The organism is Georgenia sp. EYE_87 (assembly GCF_023148685.1).
Lineage (GTDB): Bacteria > Actinomycetota > Actinomycetes > Actinomycetales > Actinomycetaceae > Georgenia.
This window is the reverse complement of record NZ_JAHXNL010000002.1, coordinates 124,971-139,614: the sequence shown is the minus strand read 5'-3', so window position 1 is coordinate 139,614 and position 14,644 is coordinate 124,971. Positions and strand designations below refer to the sequence as shown.

Below are 14,644 nucleotides of genomic sequence, written 5' to 3'. Positions count from 1 at the left end.
TCCCCCTCTCAGCCGGCCGTCTGCGGCCTCATCCTCCCACCGCCGGCCGCTGTGCCCGGCGCACGTCCACGCTGAGCCCCGCATGGTCCGAGACGGAGAGGTGGTGCACCCGGGCCGGGCCGGCGGCGACCAGGCCGGCGCCGAGGAGGTGGTCGATCTGGGTGCGCGGCCGGGCGTTGGTGAAGGTCCGGCCGGTCGCGAGCGGGGCGAGCAGCCCGGGGACCACCTCCGACGACGCCAGGGCGCCCGGGGAGAGGTTGAGGTCGCCGCCGAGCAGGTGGGGCCCGGGCAGCGTCAGCAGGCCGTGCGCCGCGACGGCGAGCTGGTGACGGGCGACGACGGGCAGCACCGACAGGTGCGTGACACCCACCGACAGCGGGCCGTCCTCGGTGCGCAGGACCGCGGCGAGCAGCACGCGGCCGGCGTCCCAGGACCAGCCGCGGGGCGACCACGCCGGGAACCCGCGGCGCCGTCCGGGCCCGCCCCCGCGCAGCCGCATCACGTGCCAGGTCACGACGGGCAGCCGCGTCAGCAGGGCGACGCCGTACCCGCTCCCGGGCGTGGAGGTGCGGGCGGGCAGCAGCGAGCCGCCGACCGAGCCGGCCAGGCTCGCCGCGAACCGGTGGGTCATGCCCAGACGGTCCGCCAGGACGGCGGCCTGGTCCAGGCCGCCGGAGCGGCGCAGCCCGCGGTCGACCTCCTGGAGCAGCACGACGTCGGCCCCGACGCCGGCGAGCTCGTCACCGGCGCGCCGCAGCGTGTCCCTGCCGGCCCGGCCGCCCACGCCCGCGGGGGTGCGTGCGGGGGCGGCGTGCTGGAGGTTGAGGGTGAGGACCCGCACCGCGGCGGTGCCGCTCAGGCCTGTCCCGCCTCGGCGTCGGGCTCGAAGGTGAGCGAGACGGAGTTCATGCAGAACCGCTCACCGGTGGGGGTCTGCGGGGCGTCGTCGAAGACGTGCCCGAGGTGGGAGCCGCAGCTGGCGCAGCGGACCTCGGTCCGGACCATGCCGTGGGAGCGGTCCTCGACCAGCTCGACGGCGTCGGAGTCGGTCGGGGCGTAGAAGCTCGGCCACCCGCAGTGCGCCTCGAACTTGGTGTGCGAGCGGAACAGCTCGGCGCCGCAGGCCCGGCAGCGGTAGATCCCCTCGCGGTCCTCGGACAGGAGCTTGCCGGTGAAGGGGCGCTCGGTGGCGGCCCGGCGCAGCACCTGGAACTCGAACGCGTCGAGCTCGGCCCGCCACTCCTCGTCGGTCTTCTCGATCTTTGTCATGGCCCCATGGTGCGCCAGGACCGCCCGGGCGTGCACGCCGCGGCGCGGCACGGCACGGCGCGGCACGGCACGACGCCGGGACCGTGCGGGCATCAGCCCTCGTCGCCTCCGTCGTCCGGCGCGCCGTCGCGGCCGAGGATCCGCGTGGGCGGGTCCTCGGAGCCGTCGACGACCGTCCCGCCCTGGCGCCGCTGGGCCCCGCGCTCGTCCGCCAGCCGGCGCTCCTCCTCCGCGGCACGCCGCTCGGCGGTCTGCTCACGCTCCACGTAGACCTGCTCGCCGGGGCCGCTGAACGCCTGGGCGCGCTCCTCCGCCTCCCGGGAGCCGGTGAACAGGGACGACTCGTGCCCGGCGGTGGTCGCCGTCGTCCCCTCGCCGTTCGAGGTCACCGCCACGCCGGTGCGGTCACGCAGGGAGGTGCGGCGCGTGGGCCGGACCTGCTCGGGCTCCTCCGCGCCGTCCGGCCCGGCGACCCGGCCGTCCGTGACGGCCGCCTCCAGGGCTGCGAGGTCCATGACCTGCGTGGCGTCCGCCGAGGGCCGCGGGCGCCTGTCCACCGGCACACGCCCGCCGTGGTCGCGGGCCCGACGGCGGTCCTCGCGGGCCGCCCGGCGGCGGGCGCGACGGGCGGTCGACTCCCGGCTCCGGCGGACGTCGGTGTCCTCGTCGACGCGCGGGACCAGCATCGTGTCGTCCTGCGGGAGGTGACCGGCGCCGTCGAGGGCGGCCATCTCGGCGACCTCGCTCGCCAGCTCCCCGTGGTCCAGCTCGGCCCGGTTGTCCAGCATCTCCACGAAGTCCTGCTCGTACCGGTTCCGGGGCAGCGCGTACGGCGCGTTGGTCTGCACCCAGTCGACGAGGGCCTCGCGGAGGTAGTACTTCAGGTCCGTGAGGGTGGGTGCGTCCTTGCCGGAGACGAGCGCGCGCATGCGGATCATGCCGTTCGTCGCGTCAAGCACCTGCAGGATGCCCACGCGCCCGTCCCAGAGGTCGGTGGCGGCGAGGAGCCGCTCCAACTCGGCCCGCATGGCTGGCACCGGGACGCGCCAGTCCAGGTCCAGCTCTACCCCGCCGAGCAGGGCGGGGGCATGTCGGGTCCAGTTCTCGAAGGGGTTCTCGGTGAAGTAGGTGGAGGGCATGATCATGCGCCGGTCGTCCCACAGGCGGACCACCACGTAGGTCATGGTGATCTCCTCGATGTAGCCGAACTCGCCCTGGACGATGACGATGTCGTCCACCCGGATCGCGTCGGTGAACGCCAGCTGGAGCCCTGCGAAGACGTTCCCGAGGGTCGTCTGGGCCGCCAGGCCGGCGACGACGGAGATGATGCCGGCCGACGCGAGGATCGAGGCGCCCGCGGCCCGCGCGCCCGGGAAGGTCAGCAGGATCGCCGAGATGCCGAGGATGGCGACGACGGCCACCCCCACCCGGCGCAGGACCTGAGACTGCGTCTGGATGCGGCGCGCCCGGGCGCTGGTGGCGCCGTCGGCCACCCGGCCGAGCACCATGTCCTCCGCGACCCGGACGAGACCGACCACGAACCAGGTGACGGCGGCGATCTCGAGCATCAGCAGCCCGTGCTCCGCCACCCGCCGCCACAGCGGTGCGCCGGCGTCGGCGCCCTCCGCCACGGGGTAGGCGATCACCAGGCCGATCCAGGCACCCAGGACGGCCAGCATGAGCTGGAACGGACGCCGGCAGCGGTTGCGGATGAAGCCGGCGATCGGTCGACCGCGCGCGACGACGCGCGTGATCGCGGCGACGAGGATGGCCACGAGCAGACCGGCGACGATGCCGCCGCCCACCCACAGGACCACCTCGAGGATCTCCACCGTGTTCTCGACCGTGTCCTCGACCGCGTTCTCGTCCATCCGACCAAGGCTACGTTCGTCGCCTGGACGGTTCCTAAATCGGCCGGGTCGCGGGCCGTAGGGGCTCGAGCTGGGGCAGCGACGGACGAGCGGTGTCCTCAGGACCCACCCGACGCGAGGACCGGCTACAGATCCTTGCCCAGGTAGAGGTCCACGTACGGGTTGTCCTCGAAGGGCTCCACCGGCGTGTAGCCGGCCGACTCGTACAGCGCCAGCGCCTCGGTGAGCGCGCTGTTCAGGCTGAGCACCACGCGGCGGCCGCCCAGGGCGCGCGCCCGGTTCTCCAGCGCCCGCAGGAGGAAGCGGCCGAGCCCCCGGCCGCGGACGTCGGGGACGAGCCACATGCGCCGCAGCTCGACGGTGCCCTCACCGAGCACGCGCACCCCGCCGCAGCCCAGCACGTTGCCCGTCCCGAGCTCGGTCATCAGCAGGAAGTCCCCGCGCGGCGGCGTCACCTCCTCCGGCGGGAGCACCTGGAGCAGCTCTGTCACGACGCCGCCCTCGATCCGCTCGTCGAGCTCGGCGAAGTAGGCCGCGAGGGCGCGCGTCGCCCGCTCGCTGGCCGCCTGGCCCTCGATGATGCGGACCGGCCGGCCGGGCGCCCGGGTGCTCGACTCGCTCGTCATCCCCACATGGTGCACCGGGTGCCGTCTTCCTGCCAGACCCCGGCCGCGCAGAGCCCGGGGGACGGCCCCGCCGCACCGACGCGACGGCGACGGCGACCTCTCGCGCGCGGACACCGTGCCACCTAGGCTCGCGCCATGGACGTGACCGCCGCCGTCGGCGCTCTGCCGCAGGGTGCCGACCCGGCACCCGTCGACGCCGGGCCGGTCTCGAACGCCGTCCCCGACGTCGTGACGGGCGGCGCCCCGGTCCGGCCACGAATCTGCGTCGTCGCCCCCACCCCGCTTCTCGTCGTGGAGATCGCGGGCGGGCACGAGGAGTCCGGGCGCCCTACCGACCACGCGGACATCCACCTCCACCCGGGCGGGCAGGGCCTCTGGGTGGCGCGCATGGCGGTCTCGCTCGGCGCCGACGTCACCGTCTGCGCCCCTTTCGGCGGCGAGCTCGGGTTCGCCATCGCGCAGATGCTCAGCACGGACCAGCTCACGATCCACGCCGTGACGTACAGCGGCGGCAACGGCGGGTACGTCTTCGACCTGCGCGGCGAGGACCGCGAGACGGTCGCCCACATGCCCCCGCCCGCCCTGAACCGGCACGAGCTCGACGACCTGTACGGCACCGTGCTGGTCGACGCCCTCGAGTCCGACGTTCTCGTCGTCACCGGCGCCGAGCCGGCGAGCGTGGTGCCCTCGACGTTCTTCGGCCGGATCGTGCGCGACCTGCGTTCCGCGGGCAAGCCCGTGGTGGCAGACCTGTCCGCCGGAGCCGCGCGGGCCGCCGCCCGGGAGCGCCCCAACGTGCTGAAGATGAGCCACGAGGAGCTCGTCGCCGCCGGGCTCGCCGAGCACGACGACACCGACTCGTTGCGGGCGGCCGCCGAGCGGCTGGTGGCCGACGGCGTGGGTGCCATGGTGGTCTCGCGGGCGGAGGCGCCCGCGCTGCTCGTCACGCCCGACGGCACCAGCCGGGCCGTGGGGCCCGTCGTCACCCCGCTCGACCACCGCGGGGCGGGCGACTCCATGACCGCCGGGATCGCCGTCGGGCTGGGCCGCGGCCTGGACGTGGCCGACGCGGTCCGCCTCGGCGCCGCGGCCGGCGCCCTCAACGTCACGCGGCGCGGTCTCGGGACCGGGCGGCGCCACCAGATCGAACGTTTCGCCGAGCGCATCAGCATCGAGGAGATGGACTGACCGTGCGGGTACTAGTGACCAACGACGACGGCATCGAGTCGCCCGGACTGACGATCCTCGCCGAGGCGGCGCTCGACGCCGGGCACGAGGTCGTGGTGGCGGCGCCGCACCGGCAGTACTCCGGTGCCAGCGCCGCTCTGACCGCGCAGGAGGAGAACGGGCAGCTGGTGTTCGTGGACAAGCGCCCGCCGGGGCTGCCCGCAGAGGTGCGGGCGTTCGGGGTCAAGGCGGCGCCCGGCCTGATCGGGTTCGTCGCGGCCTTCGGGGCCTTCGGGGACAAGCCCGACGTCGTGATGAGCGGGATCAACCTCGGCGCCAACACCGGCCGGGCGACCCTCCACTCGGGCACCGTCGGCGCCGCCCTCTCCGCGTCCGCGCACGGGATCCGCGGCATGGCGGTCTCCATCGCCTCCGGCGACCCGCAGCACTGGGAGACCGCCCGCTACGTCACCGACCAGGCCCTCGCCTGGCTGCTGGACCAGCCGGTGGACGAGCGGGTGCTCAACGTCAACGTGCCGGACATCGCCCCCGACCGCCTGCGGGGCATCCGCCCGGCGACGCTGGCCAGCTTCGGTGCCGTGCAGGCGCGGGTGAAGGAGCTGGGCACCGGGTACGTGCAGCTGACGTACACCGGCGTGGAGGCCGAGGACGAGCCGGGGACGGACCACTACCTCCTCGCGCGCGGGTGGGCGACGCTCACCATGCTCCGGGCGCCCGTCGACGACGACTCCGGGGTGACCCTGCCCCGCATCGACGGCACCCAGTCCACCGCCGCGGGGCACGAGGGCGAGGCGCTGGTGGAGGTCTCGACGGGGACGGTGATGTCGACGGGCTCGGACCGTCCGACCGGCGAGATCGTGGACGACGACGGCGACGCTCCCGTCTGAGGACGCGCGACGCTCCCGCCTGAGGACGCGCGGCGGTCCGCCCGACGGCGCGCGGGCGCCCGGTCCGGCCGGGCCTCTCAGGCCCAGCCGAGCTCGTGCAGCCGGTCGTCGTCGATGCCGAAGTGGTGCGCGACCTCGTGGACGACGGTGACGGCGACCTCCTCGACCACCTCGTCCTCGCTCTCGCACATGCGCAGCGTGGGGCCCCGGAAGATCGTGATCCGGTCCGGCAGCGACCCGGCCGCCCACCAGGAGTCGCGCTCGGTCAACGGTGTGCCCTCGTAGATGCCCAGCAGGTCCTCCTCCCCCGCCAGCTGCTCGGCGGTGGGCTCGTCCTCGACGAGCACCACCACGTTGTCCATCCGGTCCGCCAGCTCCTGCGGGATGAGGTCGAGAGCCTCGGAGACGGCCTCCTCGAAGGCCTCGCGCGTCATGTCCACCACCGCACCATCGTGCCCCGGCCGGCGGCCGGGCGGCACACCCGGGGCTGCGGCAGGTGAGGTTCTACGGCGCGCTGCCGGCGTGACGAGCGGCACACGGATCCGATTTTGCTCCGCGGGCCTTTCTCACCGTATGCTGTCCGAGGTCTTGGGGCGCTCCGGCGTCACGGGTTGTCCACAGCAGTAACGGGCCCCCATCGTCTAGCGGCCTAGGACCCCGCCCTTTCACGGCGGTAGCACGGGTTCGAATCCCGTTGGGGGTACGCACCACCAGCAGGAGCAGCACCAGCAGGACATGCAGAACAGAGGTACCAGGCTCCACGCCTCTCACGAGGCCCCGTAGCGCAGTTGGTTAGCGCGCCGCCCTGTCACGGCGGAGGTCGCGGGTTCAAGTCCCGTCGGGGTCGCCGGTACGGACGCCCGGCCGTATGGCCGGGCGTTCGTGTCAGGGCTCTGTAGCTCAGTTGGTAGAGCGTTCGACTGAAAATCGAAAGGTCACCGGATCGACGCCGGTCGGAGCCACGGCAGAAGGCCCCGCACCCCAGGGTGCGGGGCCTTCGTCGTCCCCGCCTCAGCGACCGCACCGGTCTGCCCCGCGTCGCGAGGTGAGTCACAATCGGGCCATGGGAAGGCACAGCACGACGCACGAGGCGGCACCCGGCTCAGGCCTGGTCGGCCCCGCGGACTTCGCGCCGGTCCACGACCCGATCGTCCAGGCTCGGTGCCTGACCAAGGTCTACGGCGCCGGGAACACCCGCGTGCGGGCGCTGGACGGCGTCGACGTCGACCTCGCGCGCGGTGAGCTGACGGCGATCATGGGGCCCTCGGGGTCCGGGAAGTCGACGCTCATGCACTGCCTCGCCGGGCTGGACTCGCCCACCGAGGGCACCATCGAGGTCGACGGCGTGGAGATCTCGCGGATGGGCCAGCGGCAGCTCACGAAGCTGCGCCGCACCCGGATCGGGTTCGTCTTCCAGGCCTACAACCTCGTCCCGACCCTGACCGCGGCCGAGAACATCACGCTCCCGCTCGACATCGCCCGCCGTCCGGTCGACCGCGAGCGCTTCGACACCATCGTGCGCACCCTCGAACTGACGGACCGGCTCCACCACCGCCCCACCGAGCTCTCGGGCGGCCAGCAGCAGCGTGTCGCGTGCGCGCGGGCGCTGATCGCCGCCCCGTCGGTGGTGTTCGCCGACGAGCCGACGGGCAACCTCGACTCCACCGCCGCCGCCGAGGTGCTCGGGTTCCTGCGCACGAGCGTGGACGAGCTCGGCCAGTCCGTGGTCATGGTCACCCACGAGCCGACGGCGGCCGCGTACGCCCACCGGGCCCTCTTCCTCGCCGACGGTCGGCTGGAGGCCGAGCTCCGCGAGCCCGACGCCGACTCCATCCTCGACGCGCTCCGCGAGCTCGGGGCTGCGCGCGAGGGCCTCGGTGACCGCATGCCTGTCGCCGCCCGCCGATGATCCGGGTCGCCCTGCGGGAGATCCGCGCGCACCTGGTGCGCTTCGTCCTCAGCGTGCTCGCCGTGACGCTGGGCATCGCCTTCGTGACGGGCACCTTCTCGCTCCGCGCGCTGCTGTCGGACACCTTCAGCTCGATCATCGCCTCGACCACCCAGGGGGACCTGTACCTGCGCGGCCCCGTCACCACAGCCGCCGCAGGGGTGGCCGAGGAGCCGGCGGCGGCGGCAGCCCCGTCCGCACCTGTCGCCCCGGACGGCACCGCCCCGACGCGCACACCGGACGACGCCGCGACGGGCACACCGGCCGACCTCGCCGGCGGCGTCCCGCCGGAGGTGGCGACCTCCCCGGGTGACTCCCCCACCGGTGCTCCGACGGAGGTGCCGTCGTCCCCGCCGCCGGAGGAGTCCGAGGGCACCCGGGTCGAGACCCTGGGCCCCCAGCGCAGGCCGGTGCCGCTCGACCTGGTCGACGACGTCGCCGCCGTCGACGGCGTGGACCAGGCTGTGCCGGACCTCCTCGGCACGGTGGTGCTCATCGGCGCGGACGGGCAGGCGGTGGTCAACGGGCAGGCCCCCTCGCTGGGAAGCGCGCTGCGAGCGAACGACCCGTCCGGCACCCTGGTGCGCGGCCGCGAGCCCCGGGACGCGGGCGAGATCGCCCTGGAGACGACCGCGATGCAGACGTCCGGTCTCGACATCGGGGACGTCACCCAGGTAGTGATCGGCGCCGGGTCGCTGACCGAGGTGACGGTGGTCGGCGAGGTCACCTACGGCAATCCGATGGTGGGCACCACCCTCGTCCTGGTCGACGCGGCGACCGGGGAGTCGTCCTTCGCCCCGAACGGCGAGGTGCCCTCCATCGCGGTCTTCCTCGAGGAGGACGCCGACCGGGACGCGGTGGCGGACGCGATCGCCGCGGCCGTCGCGGACCACGAGGACGTCGCCGTCGTCACCGGCGAGGAGGTCCGGGACGAGGCCAACAAGGCGATCAACCAGCTGCTCGGCTTCCTGGGCACGTTCCTGCTGGTGTTCGCGCTGATCTCCCTGTTCGTCGGGGCGTTCATCATCAGCAACACGTTCGCGATGTCCGTGCGTCAGCGCCAGCGCGAGTTCGCGCTGCTGCGCGCCGTGGGCGCCTCGCCCGGCCAGGTCATGGTCACGGTGCTCGGGCAGGCCACCGTGGTCGGCCTGGTGGGGTCCGCCGGTGGCATCGCGGGCGGGATCGGTCTCATCGCCGTCGTGCGGGCGTGGCTCGCGCGGATGGACATGGAGCTGGGCGGGCAGGTGGTGATCGCGCCCGTCCAGGCCGCCGCGGCAGTGGCGCTCGGGACGGGCATCTCCCTGGTCGCCGCCGCGATCCCCGCCCGCCGCGCGGCCACCACGCCGCCGGTCGAGGCCATGCGCGACGACGTGGTCGTCGTCGAGCGGTCGCTGCACCTGCGCGCGGCCGTCGGGGCCGTGCTCCTGATCGGCGGCGTCGCCGCGGTCGTCAACTCGGTCCAGGAGGGCACCGAGCGTGCGGGCACCTGGCTGGGGTTGGGCGCGGGGGCGGTGCTCCTGGGCGCCCTCGCGGTCTCACCGGTGATCGCGCGGGCGGTCGTCAGGGTGCTCGCCTGGCCCTTCGTCGTCCTGCTCCGCCCCGTCGGCCGGCTCGCCCGGGGGAACGTGATGCGCAACCCGCGGCGCACCGCCAACACCTCCGGCGCGCTGATGATCGGCATGGCGCTCGTCGGCGCTTGCGCGGTGCTCGCCGAGTCGGCGCAGGCCTCCACGAGCTCGATCGTCGAGTCGGAGTCCCGGGCCGACTTCTGGGTCCAGTCCGCCACCCGCACGGTCCCGCCCGGCGTCGTCACCCAGATCGAGGGGCTCTCCGAGGCCGGGCGGGTGGACACGATCACCGTCGGCCGCACCGCTGTGACCGCCCCCGACGGTACGGAGGACACCTACCGCGTGATCGGCGTGCCGGCCGAGGCGTTCGGGCAGACCCTCGAGGTCGAGGTGGTCTCCGGCTCGCTGGAACCGCTGGCCGACGGCGAGGTCGCCGTGAGCCGGACGTCCGCCGTCGAGGAGGGCTGGTCGGTGGGCGAGGAGGTGACCGTCGCGGGGCCGGACGGCCCGCGGGCGGCCCGGATCGGCGCGGTCGTCGCGTCGCAGTTGCTGTCGGCCCCGGTGATCATGGACGCCGACGCCTTCGCGGACGCCGTCCCCGACGGGCAGACCTCCGTGCTGGCCGTCCTGGTCGATGCGGCGCCGGGCGTCGAGGTGGAGGATCTGCGCGCGGCGCTGGACGCCGTCGTCGAGCCGTTCGTGGTGCTGACGGTCCAGGACGCCGAGGAGCTCACCGGGGCGCTGGCCGAGCAGGTCGACCAGGCGATGGTCATCCTCTACGCGCTGCTCGGGCTGAGCGTGATCATCGCGGTGCTCGGCATCGTCAACACGCTGGCTCTCGCGGTCATCGAGCGGACCCGCGAGATCGGCCTCATGCGCGCGGTCGGGCTGGGCAGGCTCCAGCTCGCGGCAACGATCACCGTCGAGTCGGTGCTCACCGCCGTGTTCGGCACGCTGCTCGGCGTGGCGGTCGGGGTGGGGCTCGCGTCCGCGCTGCCCTCCGTCTTCGCGGAGCAGGGACTCACCGAGCTCGCGGTGCCCTGGGACCTGCTGAGCGGGATGGTGCTGCTCTCCGGCGTCGTCGGCGTGCTGGCGGCCCTGTGGCCGGCGACGCGGGCGGCCTACCTGCCGGTCCTGGACGCCGTCACCCACGAGTAGCCCTGACAACAGCGAGAGGCACGGCTGAGAAGACGCCAACGGTGAGGATTCGACGCCCTGAGGCCATCGGATCCTCACCGTTGACGGTACTGCTGCCCGGACCGGTCAGCGCGGGCCGGTGGTCGGGTCAGCGCCCGGCGTGCGCAGGACGCCCCCGCTCGTAGGAGTGGTCCGTGCGGCTGCCCGGCTTGCCGGACAGGTCCAGGCCCACGAGGACCGGGTCGTGGTCGGAGGAGCGGTAGGCGTCACCCGTCCAGTAGTCCGCCGGCCGCCCGAAGTCCAGGTTGTAGTCGAGGATGTCAGGCTCGTCGGCGTTAATGTGCCACTCGGCCGCGCCGGTCACCTGGGGGGTGAGGGACTCGTTCGACACGGCGTGGTCGAGGTAACCGACCATGCCGTCGAAGACGTACCCGTAGGCCTCCTCGCCGCCGAACTTCTTCACCAGGTCGGTGTAGCCGGCAGCCTCGAGCACCCGGATCGGGTCCTCGTGGTCGTAGGAGTTGAGGTCGCCGATCACCAGGTGGTCGGGGTCGCCGCTGCCGGTGGGGTCCTCGGCGAGGAAGTCGGCGATGGCCTCGGCGGCCGCCGTGCGGGTGAGGTTGCAGTTGCCCTGGCCGTCGCCGGTGTCCGGGTCCCCGGCGCAGGCCGAGCCCTTGGACTTGAGGTGGTTGACGGACACGGTGAACACCTCTCCGGTCCCGATCTCCCGGAAGGTCTGGGTGAGCATCGGGCGGTTCTTGGTGTCGTCGAACGCCGGGTCCACCGAGGAGTCCAGCACGGCGAAGTCACCGACGGGCTGCACCTCCCTGGGCTGGTACAGGAACCCGAGCCGGATCGCGTCGGTCCCCACCACGCCGGTGTCGATGAAGTCGTACGTCCCCTTGCCGAGCAGGTCGTTCAGCCCGGCCGCCAGGTCCGCCGCCGGCTCCACGCCGGGGGTGTTCTCCATCTCCATGAGGCCCACCACGTGGGCGTCCAGCTCGGCGATCGCGTCCACGGTCTTCTCTCGCTGACGCTCCAGCTCCTCGGCCGAGTTCGCGCCGCGGCAGTCCATGTTCAGCTCGGGGCCGCAGACCGCCGGGCCCTCGTCGAGGGTGAGGAAGTAGTTGAGCACGTTGAAGCTCGCGACCCGGACGCGGCCGTCGACCTCCGGCGCCTCCTCCGGCCGCGGGTTCGCCGCGGTGTACTCGCCGTACGCCGTCGGCTGCACCCGGTACACGCCGTGGGTGTTGTCGATGACGCCCTGCACGCCGGTGACCGTGTCGCCGCCGCGGAAGGTGTTCTCCGCGCTGAACGGCTCGCCGTTGCCCGGGTGCGGAACCGTGCCGGGGTTCTGCGCGCTGACGGCGTCGTCGAGCGTGATGACGCGCCGGTCGTACTCCTCCAGGAGTTCCACGGTCGCGGGTCCGGGGTCGACGACGGCGGTCGGCGTGTGCAGCCGGTCCTGCCCCTCGAGCGGCTTGGCCAGCACGACCTCGCCGAAGCGGTCGTAGTTGAAGTACTCGCTGATGACCAGGGTGTCGGTCAGCTCGACGAGCATGCCCTCGTACTGCTCGAGCGTCTCCGGCGCGTCGACCGGGAACGTGACGGCGGTCGGTGCGATCGCCTCCGCGTCACCGACGACCTCCACGCTCGGACCGGTGAGCTGCGTCTGCGAGCTCCCCGAGGTCGTGTACTCCCCCACCGTGCCGGTCACGCGGACGAGCTGACCGACCTCGACCCCCTCGGGGATCGAGCGGGAGAAGACGAAGATGCCCTCGGAGCTGGTGTCGTCGCCGTCGCTGTCCGCGAGCTCCTCCTGGACGTAGAAGCCGGACAGGCCGGGCGTCACGGCGGTGACCACCGCCTCCACGGTCTGCTCGCCCGAGCAGGCGGGGTCGAAGGTCGCGCCTGACCCCTGGATGTCCGAGACGAGGGCAACGGCGTTGTCAGGGTCACCGCAGGTGTCGACCGGATCCTCCGGATCGCCGGGCGCGCTGTTCTGCGGCGTGGGCGGGGCCATCGTGAAGTCGGCGAGGTTGTTGTCCGTGTCGACGAAGGCCGTGCGCTGCCACGACAGCGGGGTGGCGTTGGCGCCCTGGTTCGCAGCGGCCGCACCCTCGTACGCGTTGGCGCCGCCGAACCCGAGGAGGTCGATCACCACGTCCTCGAGGGGGCCGCCGTTGACATCTCCCGCGGGGATGCTGAGGAGCTCGGTGGTGTCCGCCAGGAACACCACGCCGGTGGTCCCGCTCGGGGACACGTTCGTGGCGACCTGGTCGGGCGTGGGGAGGGGGCTACCGGTCGCGCCGTTCGAGTTCAGCTGGACCAGGAAGTAGCCGCCGGGCTCGATCTGACCAGCGAGGTTGGCGCTGCTGGATGCGCGCGGCCCCGCAGCGCTCCGGTACTGGACCGACATGCCGGACAGGGAGATCGCCTGGTCCGTCGGGTTGTACAGCTCGACGAACTTGTGGGTGTACGGGGCATTGGCACTGCCGCCGCGTCCGTAGAACTCGTTGATGATGACGCCGCTGCCGTCCGGCGCGGCGCTCGCCGGCGCGAGGCCGACCAGGGGGGCCAGCACGACGGCGCCGACGGCCGCGGCCGCCACCTCCGCCTTCCTGGTTCTTGTACGACGGGGTGCCGAGCTCACAGCGAACCTCCTGGATAGATCCTCGCGTCGCCGCCCCGGGATCACCGGACGGCAGTTTCCGCCGGACGTCGTCGTCCGGCGGTGCCCATCATCACAGGACACTCCCACACGCGGAAGGGCCACGCAGGCGTTCACCGGCCGTTCACCGTCCATGCGGTTCCCGGCCGGCTGTCGCCTCCGCCTGCGCCCGGGCGGCTTCCGGACGTGGCACTCTTGGGCCTGAAGGTGCACGTCAGGGTGAGGACCGCGATCATGGTGCCGATCCCGGGCGCTGCCCGGTACAAGTCGAGGCGCCCGAGGCGCTGTGAGGAGGCGAGCGCGGTGAGCTATTCCGCCGAGAGCGCGACGACGCCGGTCGTCGAGACGACCAAGGTCCCCGGCCCGGAGAGGCGCACCATCGGCGAGCTCGTGGCCTCGCTGTCCGAGCAGTTCTCGACGCTGGTGCGCGACGAGCTGCAGCTGGCCCAGGTCCAGCTCGCCGAGAAGGGCAAGCGGCTCGGCACGGGCGCCGGCTTCCTCGGCGGCGCCGCCGTCCTGGGCCTCTACGCGTTCGGGGTGCTGCTGGCCGCCGCGATCCTCGGCCTTGCCACCGTGCTGCCCGCGTGGCTGTCCGCGCTGATCGTCGGTGTGGTGCTGCTGATCGTCGCCGGCATCGCGGCGCTCGTCGGCAAGAAGAAGATCGACGCCTCCAAGGAGTTCCAGCCGAAGCCCCAGGAAGGGTTCAAGGAGGACGTGGACGCCGTGAAGAGAGGGATCCAGAAGTGAGCTATGAAGCGACGCCGCAGAACGACGCTGCGCGGAAGCGCTCGCAGGCCGAGATCGAGGCCGACCTCGCCCGCACCCGGCTGGACCTGACGAACACGGTCAACGAGCTGAGCGACCGGCTTGACCCGCGCGCTCAGGTCACGGCGGCCAAGGAAGGTGCCCGGACGGCGGCCAAGGAGGCCGGCGACCGCGCCAAGGAGTTCAAGGACGACGTCGCGGCCGGGGACCCGAGGTCCCTCGGCGTCCTCGTCGCCGGGATCGCGGCCGCCGGGGTCGCGATCCTCATCAAGCTGCGCCGGCGCTGACGCCGCGCGGCGCCGTGCGCGCGGACGGCGCAGGCCTCCCGGGACGCCGCACGCGCCGCCGACAACGACGACCCGTAGCCACGACGTAGCGGCTCGGCCGCCCGCACCTCAGGTGCGGGCGGCCGAGCCGTCTGATGTGTCGTCGTCGACCCCGGCCGCGCCGCAATGGCGCCGGTCAGCGGCGCGGCACTCGCTAGCTCGCCGCCACGTGCCTGTCGTGCTCGTCGTGCGCGGGCATCCCGCTCGCCGCGAGCAGCTCCTCGACCTCCTCGCGCCGGAACCGGCGGTGGCCGCCGAGCGTCCGGATCGACGAGAGCTTGCCGGCGTTCGCCCAGCGGGTGACCGTCTTGGGGTCGACGCGGAACTTCGCCGCCACCTCCGACGGCGTCAGCAGCTGTTCGGTGGTCCCTTCCGTCATCGCCATGAG

Annotated in this window: 13 protein-coding genes and 3 tRNA genes; 9 read left to right on the top strand and 7 right to left on the bottom strand. The window is 73.4% G+C overall.

Going from position 1 to position 14,644, the window contains the following annotated elements; translation table 11 throughout:
* Nucleotides 1-28: 28 nt before the first annotated feature.
* The 4 genes from KZX45_RS04010 to KZX45_RS03995 form a co-directional block, all read right to left on the bottom strand.
* On the bottom strand, nt 29-841 hold the full coding sequence (locus KZX45_RS04010) for an endonuclease/exonuclease/phosphatase family protein (protein ID WP_248256435.1): 813 nt from the start codon (nt 839-841) through the stop codon (nt 29-31).
* A 14-nt stretch (nt 842-855) separates the two neighbouring features.
* The gene (gene msrB, locus KZX45_RS04005) at nt 856-1,269 is read right to left on the bottom strand and encodes a peptide-methionine (R)-S-oxide reductase MsrB (RefSeq protein ID WP_248256434.1); all 414 of its coding nucleotides are present in this window, start codon (nt 1,267-1,269) and stop codon (nt 856-858) included.
* A gap of 92 nt (nt 1,270-1,361) precedes the next feature.
* Complete coding sequence (locus KZX45_RS04000; RefSeq protein ID WP_248256433.1) at nt 1,362-3,140, bottom strand: mechanosensitive ion channel family protein; 1,779 nt, start codon at nt 3,138-3,140, stop codon at nt 1,362-1,364.
* A gap of 125 nt (nt 3,141-3,265) precedes the next feature.
* A complete protein-coding gene (locus KZX45_RS03995) occupies nt 3,266-3,766 on the bottom strand; it encodes a GNAT family N-acetyltransferase (protein ID WP_248256432.1) in 501 nt (166 codons plus the stop codon).
* Between the two features lie 135 nt (nt 3,767-3,901).
* Here KZX45_RS03995 and KZX45_RS03990 point away from each other — a divergent pair, with 135 nt between their 5' ends.
* The gene (locus KZX45_RS03990) at nt 3,902-4,954 is read left to right on the top strand and encodes a 1-phosphofructokinase family hexose kinase (protein WP_248256431.1); all 1,053 of its coding nucleotides are present in this window, start codon (nt 3,902-3,904) and stop codon (nt 4,952-4,954) included.
* Between the two features lie 2 nt (nt 4,955-4,956).
* Nucleotides 4,957-5,841: a 5'/3'-nucleotidase SurE gene (gene surE / locus KZX45_RS03985; RefSeq protein ID WP_248256430.1), complete on the top strand. Its 885-nt coding sequence runs from the start codon at nt 4,957-4,959 to the stop codon at nt 5,839-5,841.
* 77 nt (nt 5,842-5,918) lie between these two features.
* Here the strand turns inward: surE and KZX45_RS03980 are convergent, their stop codons facing one another.
* Nucleotides 5,919-6,275 carry a metallopeptidase family protein gene (locus KZX45_RS03980; protein WP_248256743.1) on the bottom strand — a complete coding sequence of 119 codons (357 nt, stop codon included), beginning with the start codon at nt 6,273-6,275 and terminating at the stop codon, nt 5,919-5,921.
* Nucleotides 6,276-6,471: 196 nt separating this feature from the next.
* On the opposite strand from KZX45_RS03980, the gene KZX45_RS03975 reads away from it, so the two are divergent.
* The 5 genes from KZX45_RS03975 to KZX45_RS03955 all read left to right on the top strand — a co-directional run bounded on the left by KZX45_RS03975 (nt 6,472) and on the right by KZX45_RS03955 (nt 10,515).
* Nucleotides 6,472-6,544 (top strand) — tRNA-Glu (locus KZX45_RS03975).
* A 70-nt stretch (nt 6,545-6,614) separates the two neighbouring features.
* Nucleotides 6,615-6,688 (top strand) — tRNA-Asp (locus KZX45_RS03970).
* A gap of 42 nt (nt 6,689-6,730) precedes the next feature.
* Nucleotides 6,731-6,803 (top strand) — tRNA-Phe (locus KZX45_RS03965).
* Nucleotides 6,804-6,904: 101 nt separating this feature from the next.
* Complete coding sequence (locus tag KZX45_RS03960) at nt 6,905-7,750, top strand: ABC transporter ATP-binding protein (protein WP_248256429.1); 846 nt, start codon at nt 6,905-6,907, stop codon at nt 7,748-7,750.
* Entirely contained in the window at nt 7,747-10,515 is a 2,769-nt protein-coding gene (locus KZX45_RS03955) for an ABC transporter permease (protein WP_248256428.1), read from the top strand. Before KZX45_RS03960 ends, KZX45_RS03955 begins: the two co-directional genes overlap by 4 nt.
* A 127-nt stretch (nt 10,516-10,642) precedes the next feature.
* On the opposite strand, the gene KZX45_RS03950 is transcribed toward KZX45_RS03955, so the two are convergent.
* The gene (locus tag KZX45_RS03950) at nt 10,643-13,147 is read right to left on the bottom strand and encodes an ExeM/NucH family extracellular endonuclease (RefSeq protein ID WP_248256427.1); all 2,505 of its coding nucleotides are present in this window, start codon (nt 13,145-13,147) and stop codon (nt 10,643-10,645) included.
* 321 nt (nt 13,148-13,468) lie between these two features.
* Here KZX45_RS03950 and KZX45_RS03945 point away from each other — a divergent pair, with 321 nt between their 5' ends.
* Nucleotides 13,469-13,912, top strand: coding sequence for a phage holin family protein (locus tag KZX45_RS03945; RefSeq protein WP_248256426.1), 444 nt, complete (start codon nt 13,469-13,471; stop codon nt 13,910-13,912).
* Nucleotides 13,909-14,217, top strand: a complete 309-nt coding sequence (locus KZX45_RS03940; RefSeq protein ID WP_248256425.1) for a DUF3618 domain-containing protein — start codon at nt 13,909-13,911, stop codon at nt 14,215-14,217. Before KZX45_RS03945 ends, KZX45_RS03940 begins: the two co-directional genes overlap by 4 nt.
* A 193-nt stretch (nt 14,218-14,410) precedes the next feature.
* Here the strand turns inward: KZX45_RS03940 and KZX45_RS03935 are convergent, their stop codons facing one another.
* Nucleotides 14,411-14,641 carry a BldC family transcriptional regulator gene (locus KZX45_RS03935; RefSeq protein WP_248256424.1) on the bottom strand — a complete coding sequence of 77 codons (231 nt, stop codon included), beginning with the start codon at nt 14,639-14,641 and terminating at the stop codon, nt 14,411-14,413.
* Nucleotides 14,642-14,644: the final 3 nt, after the last annotated feature.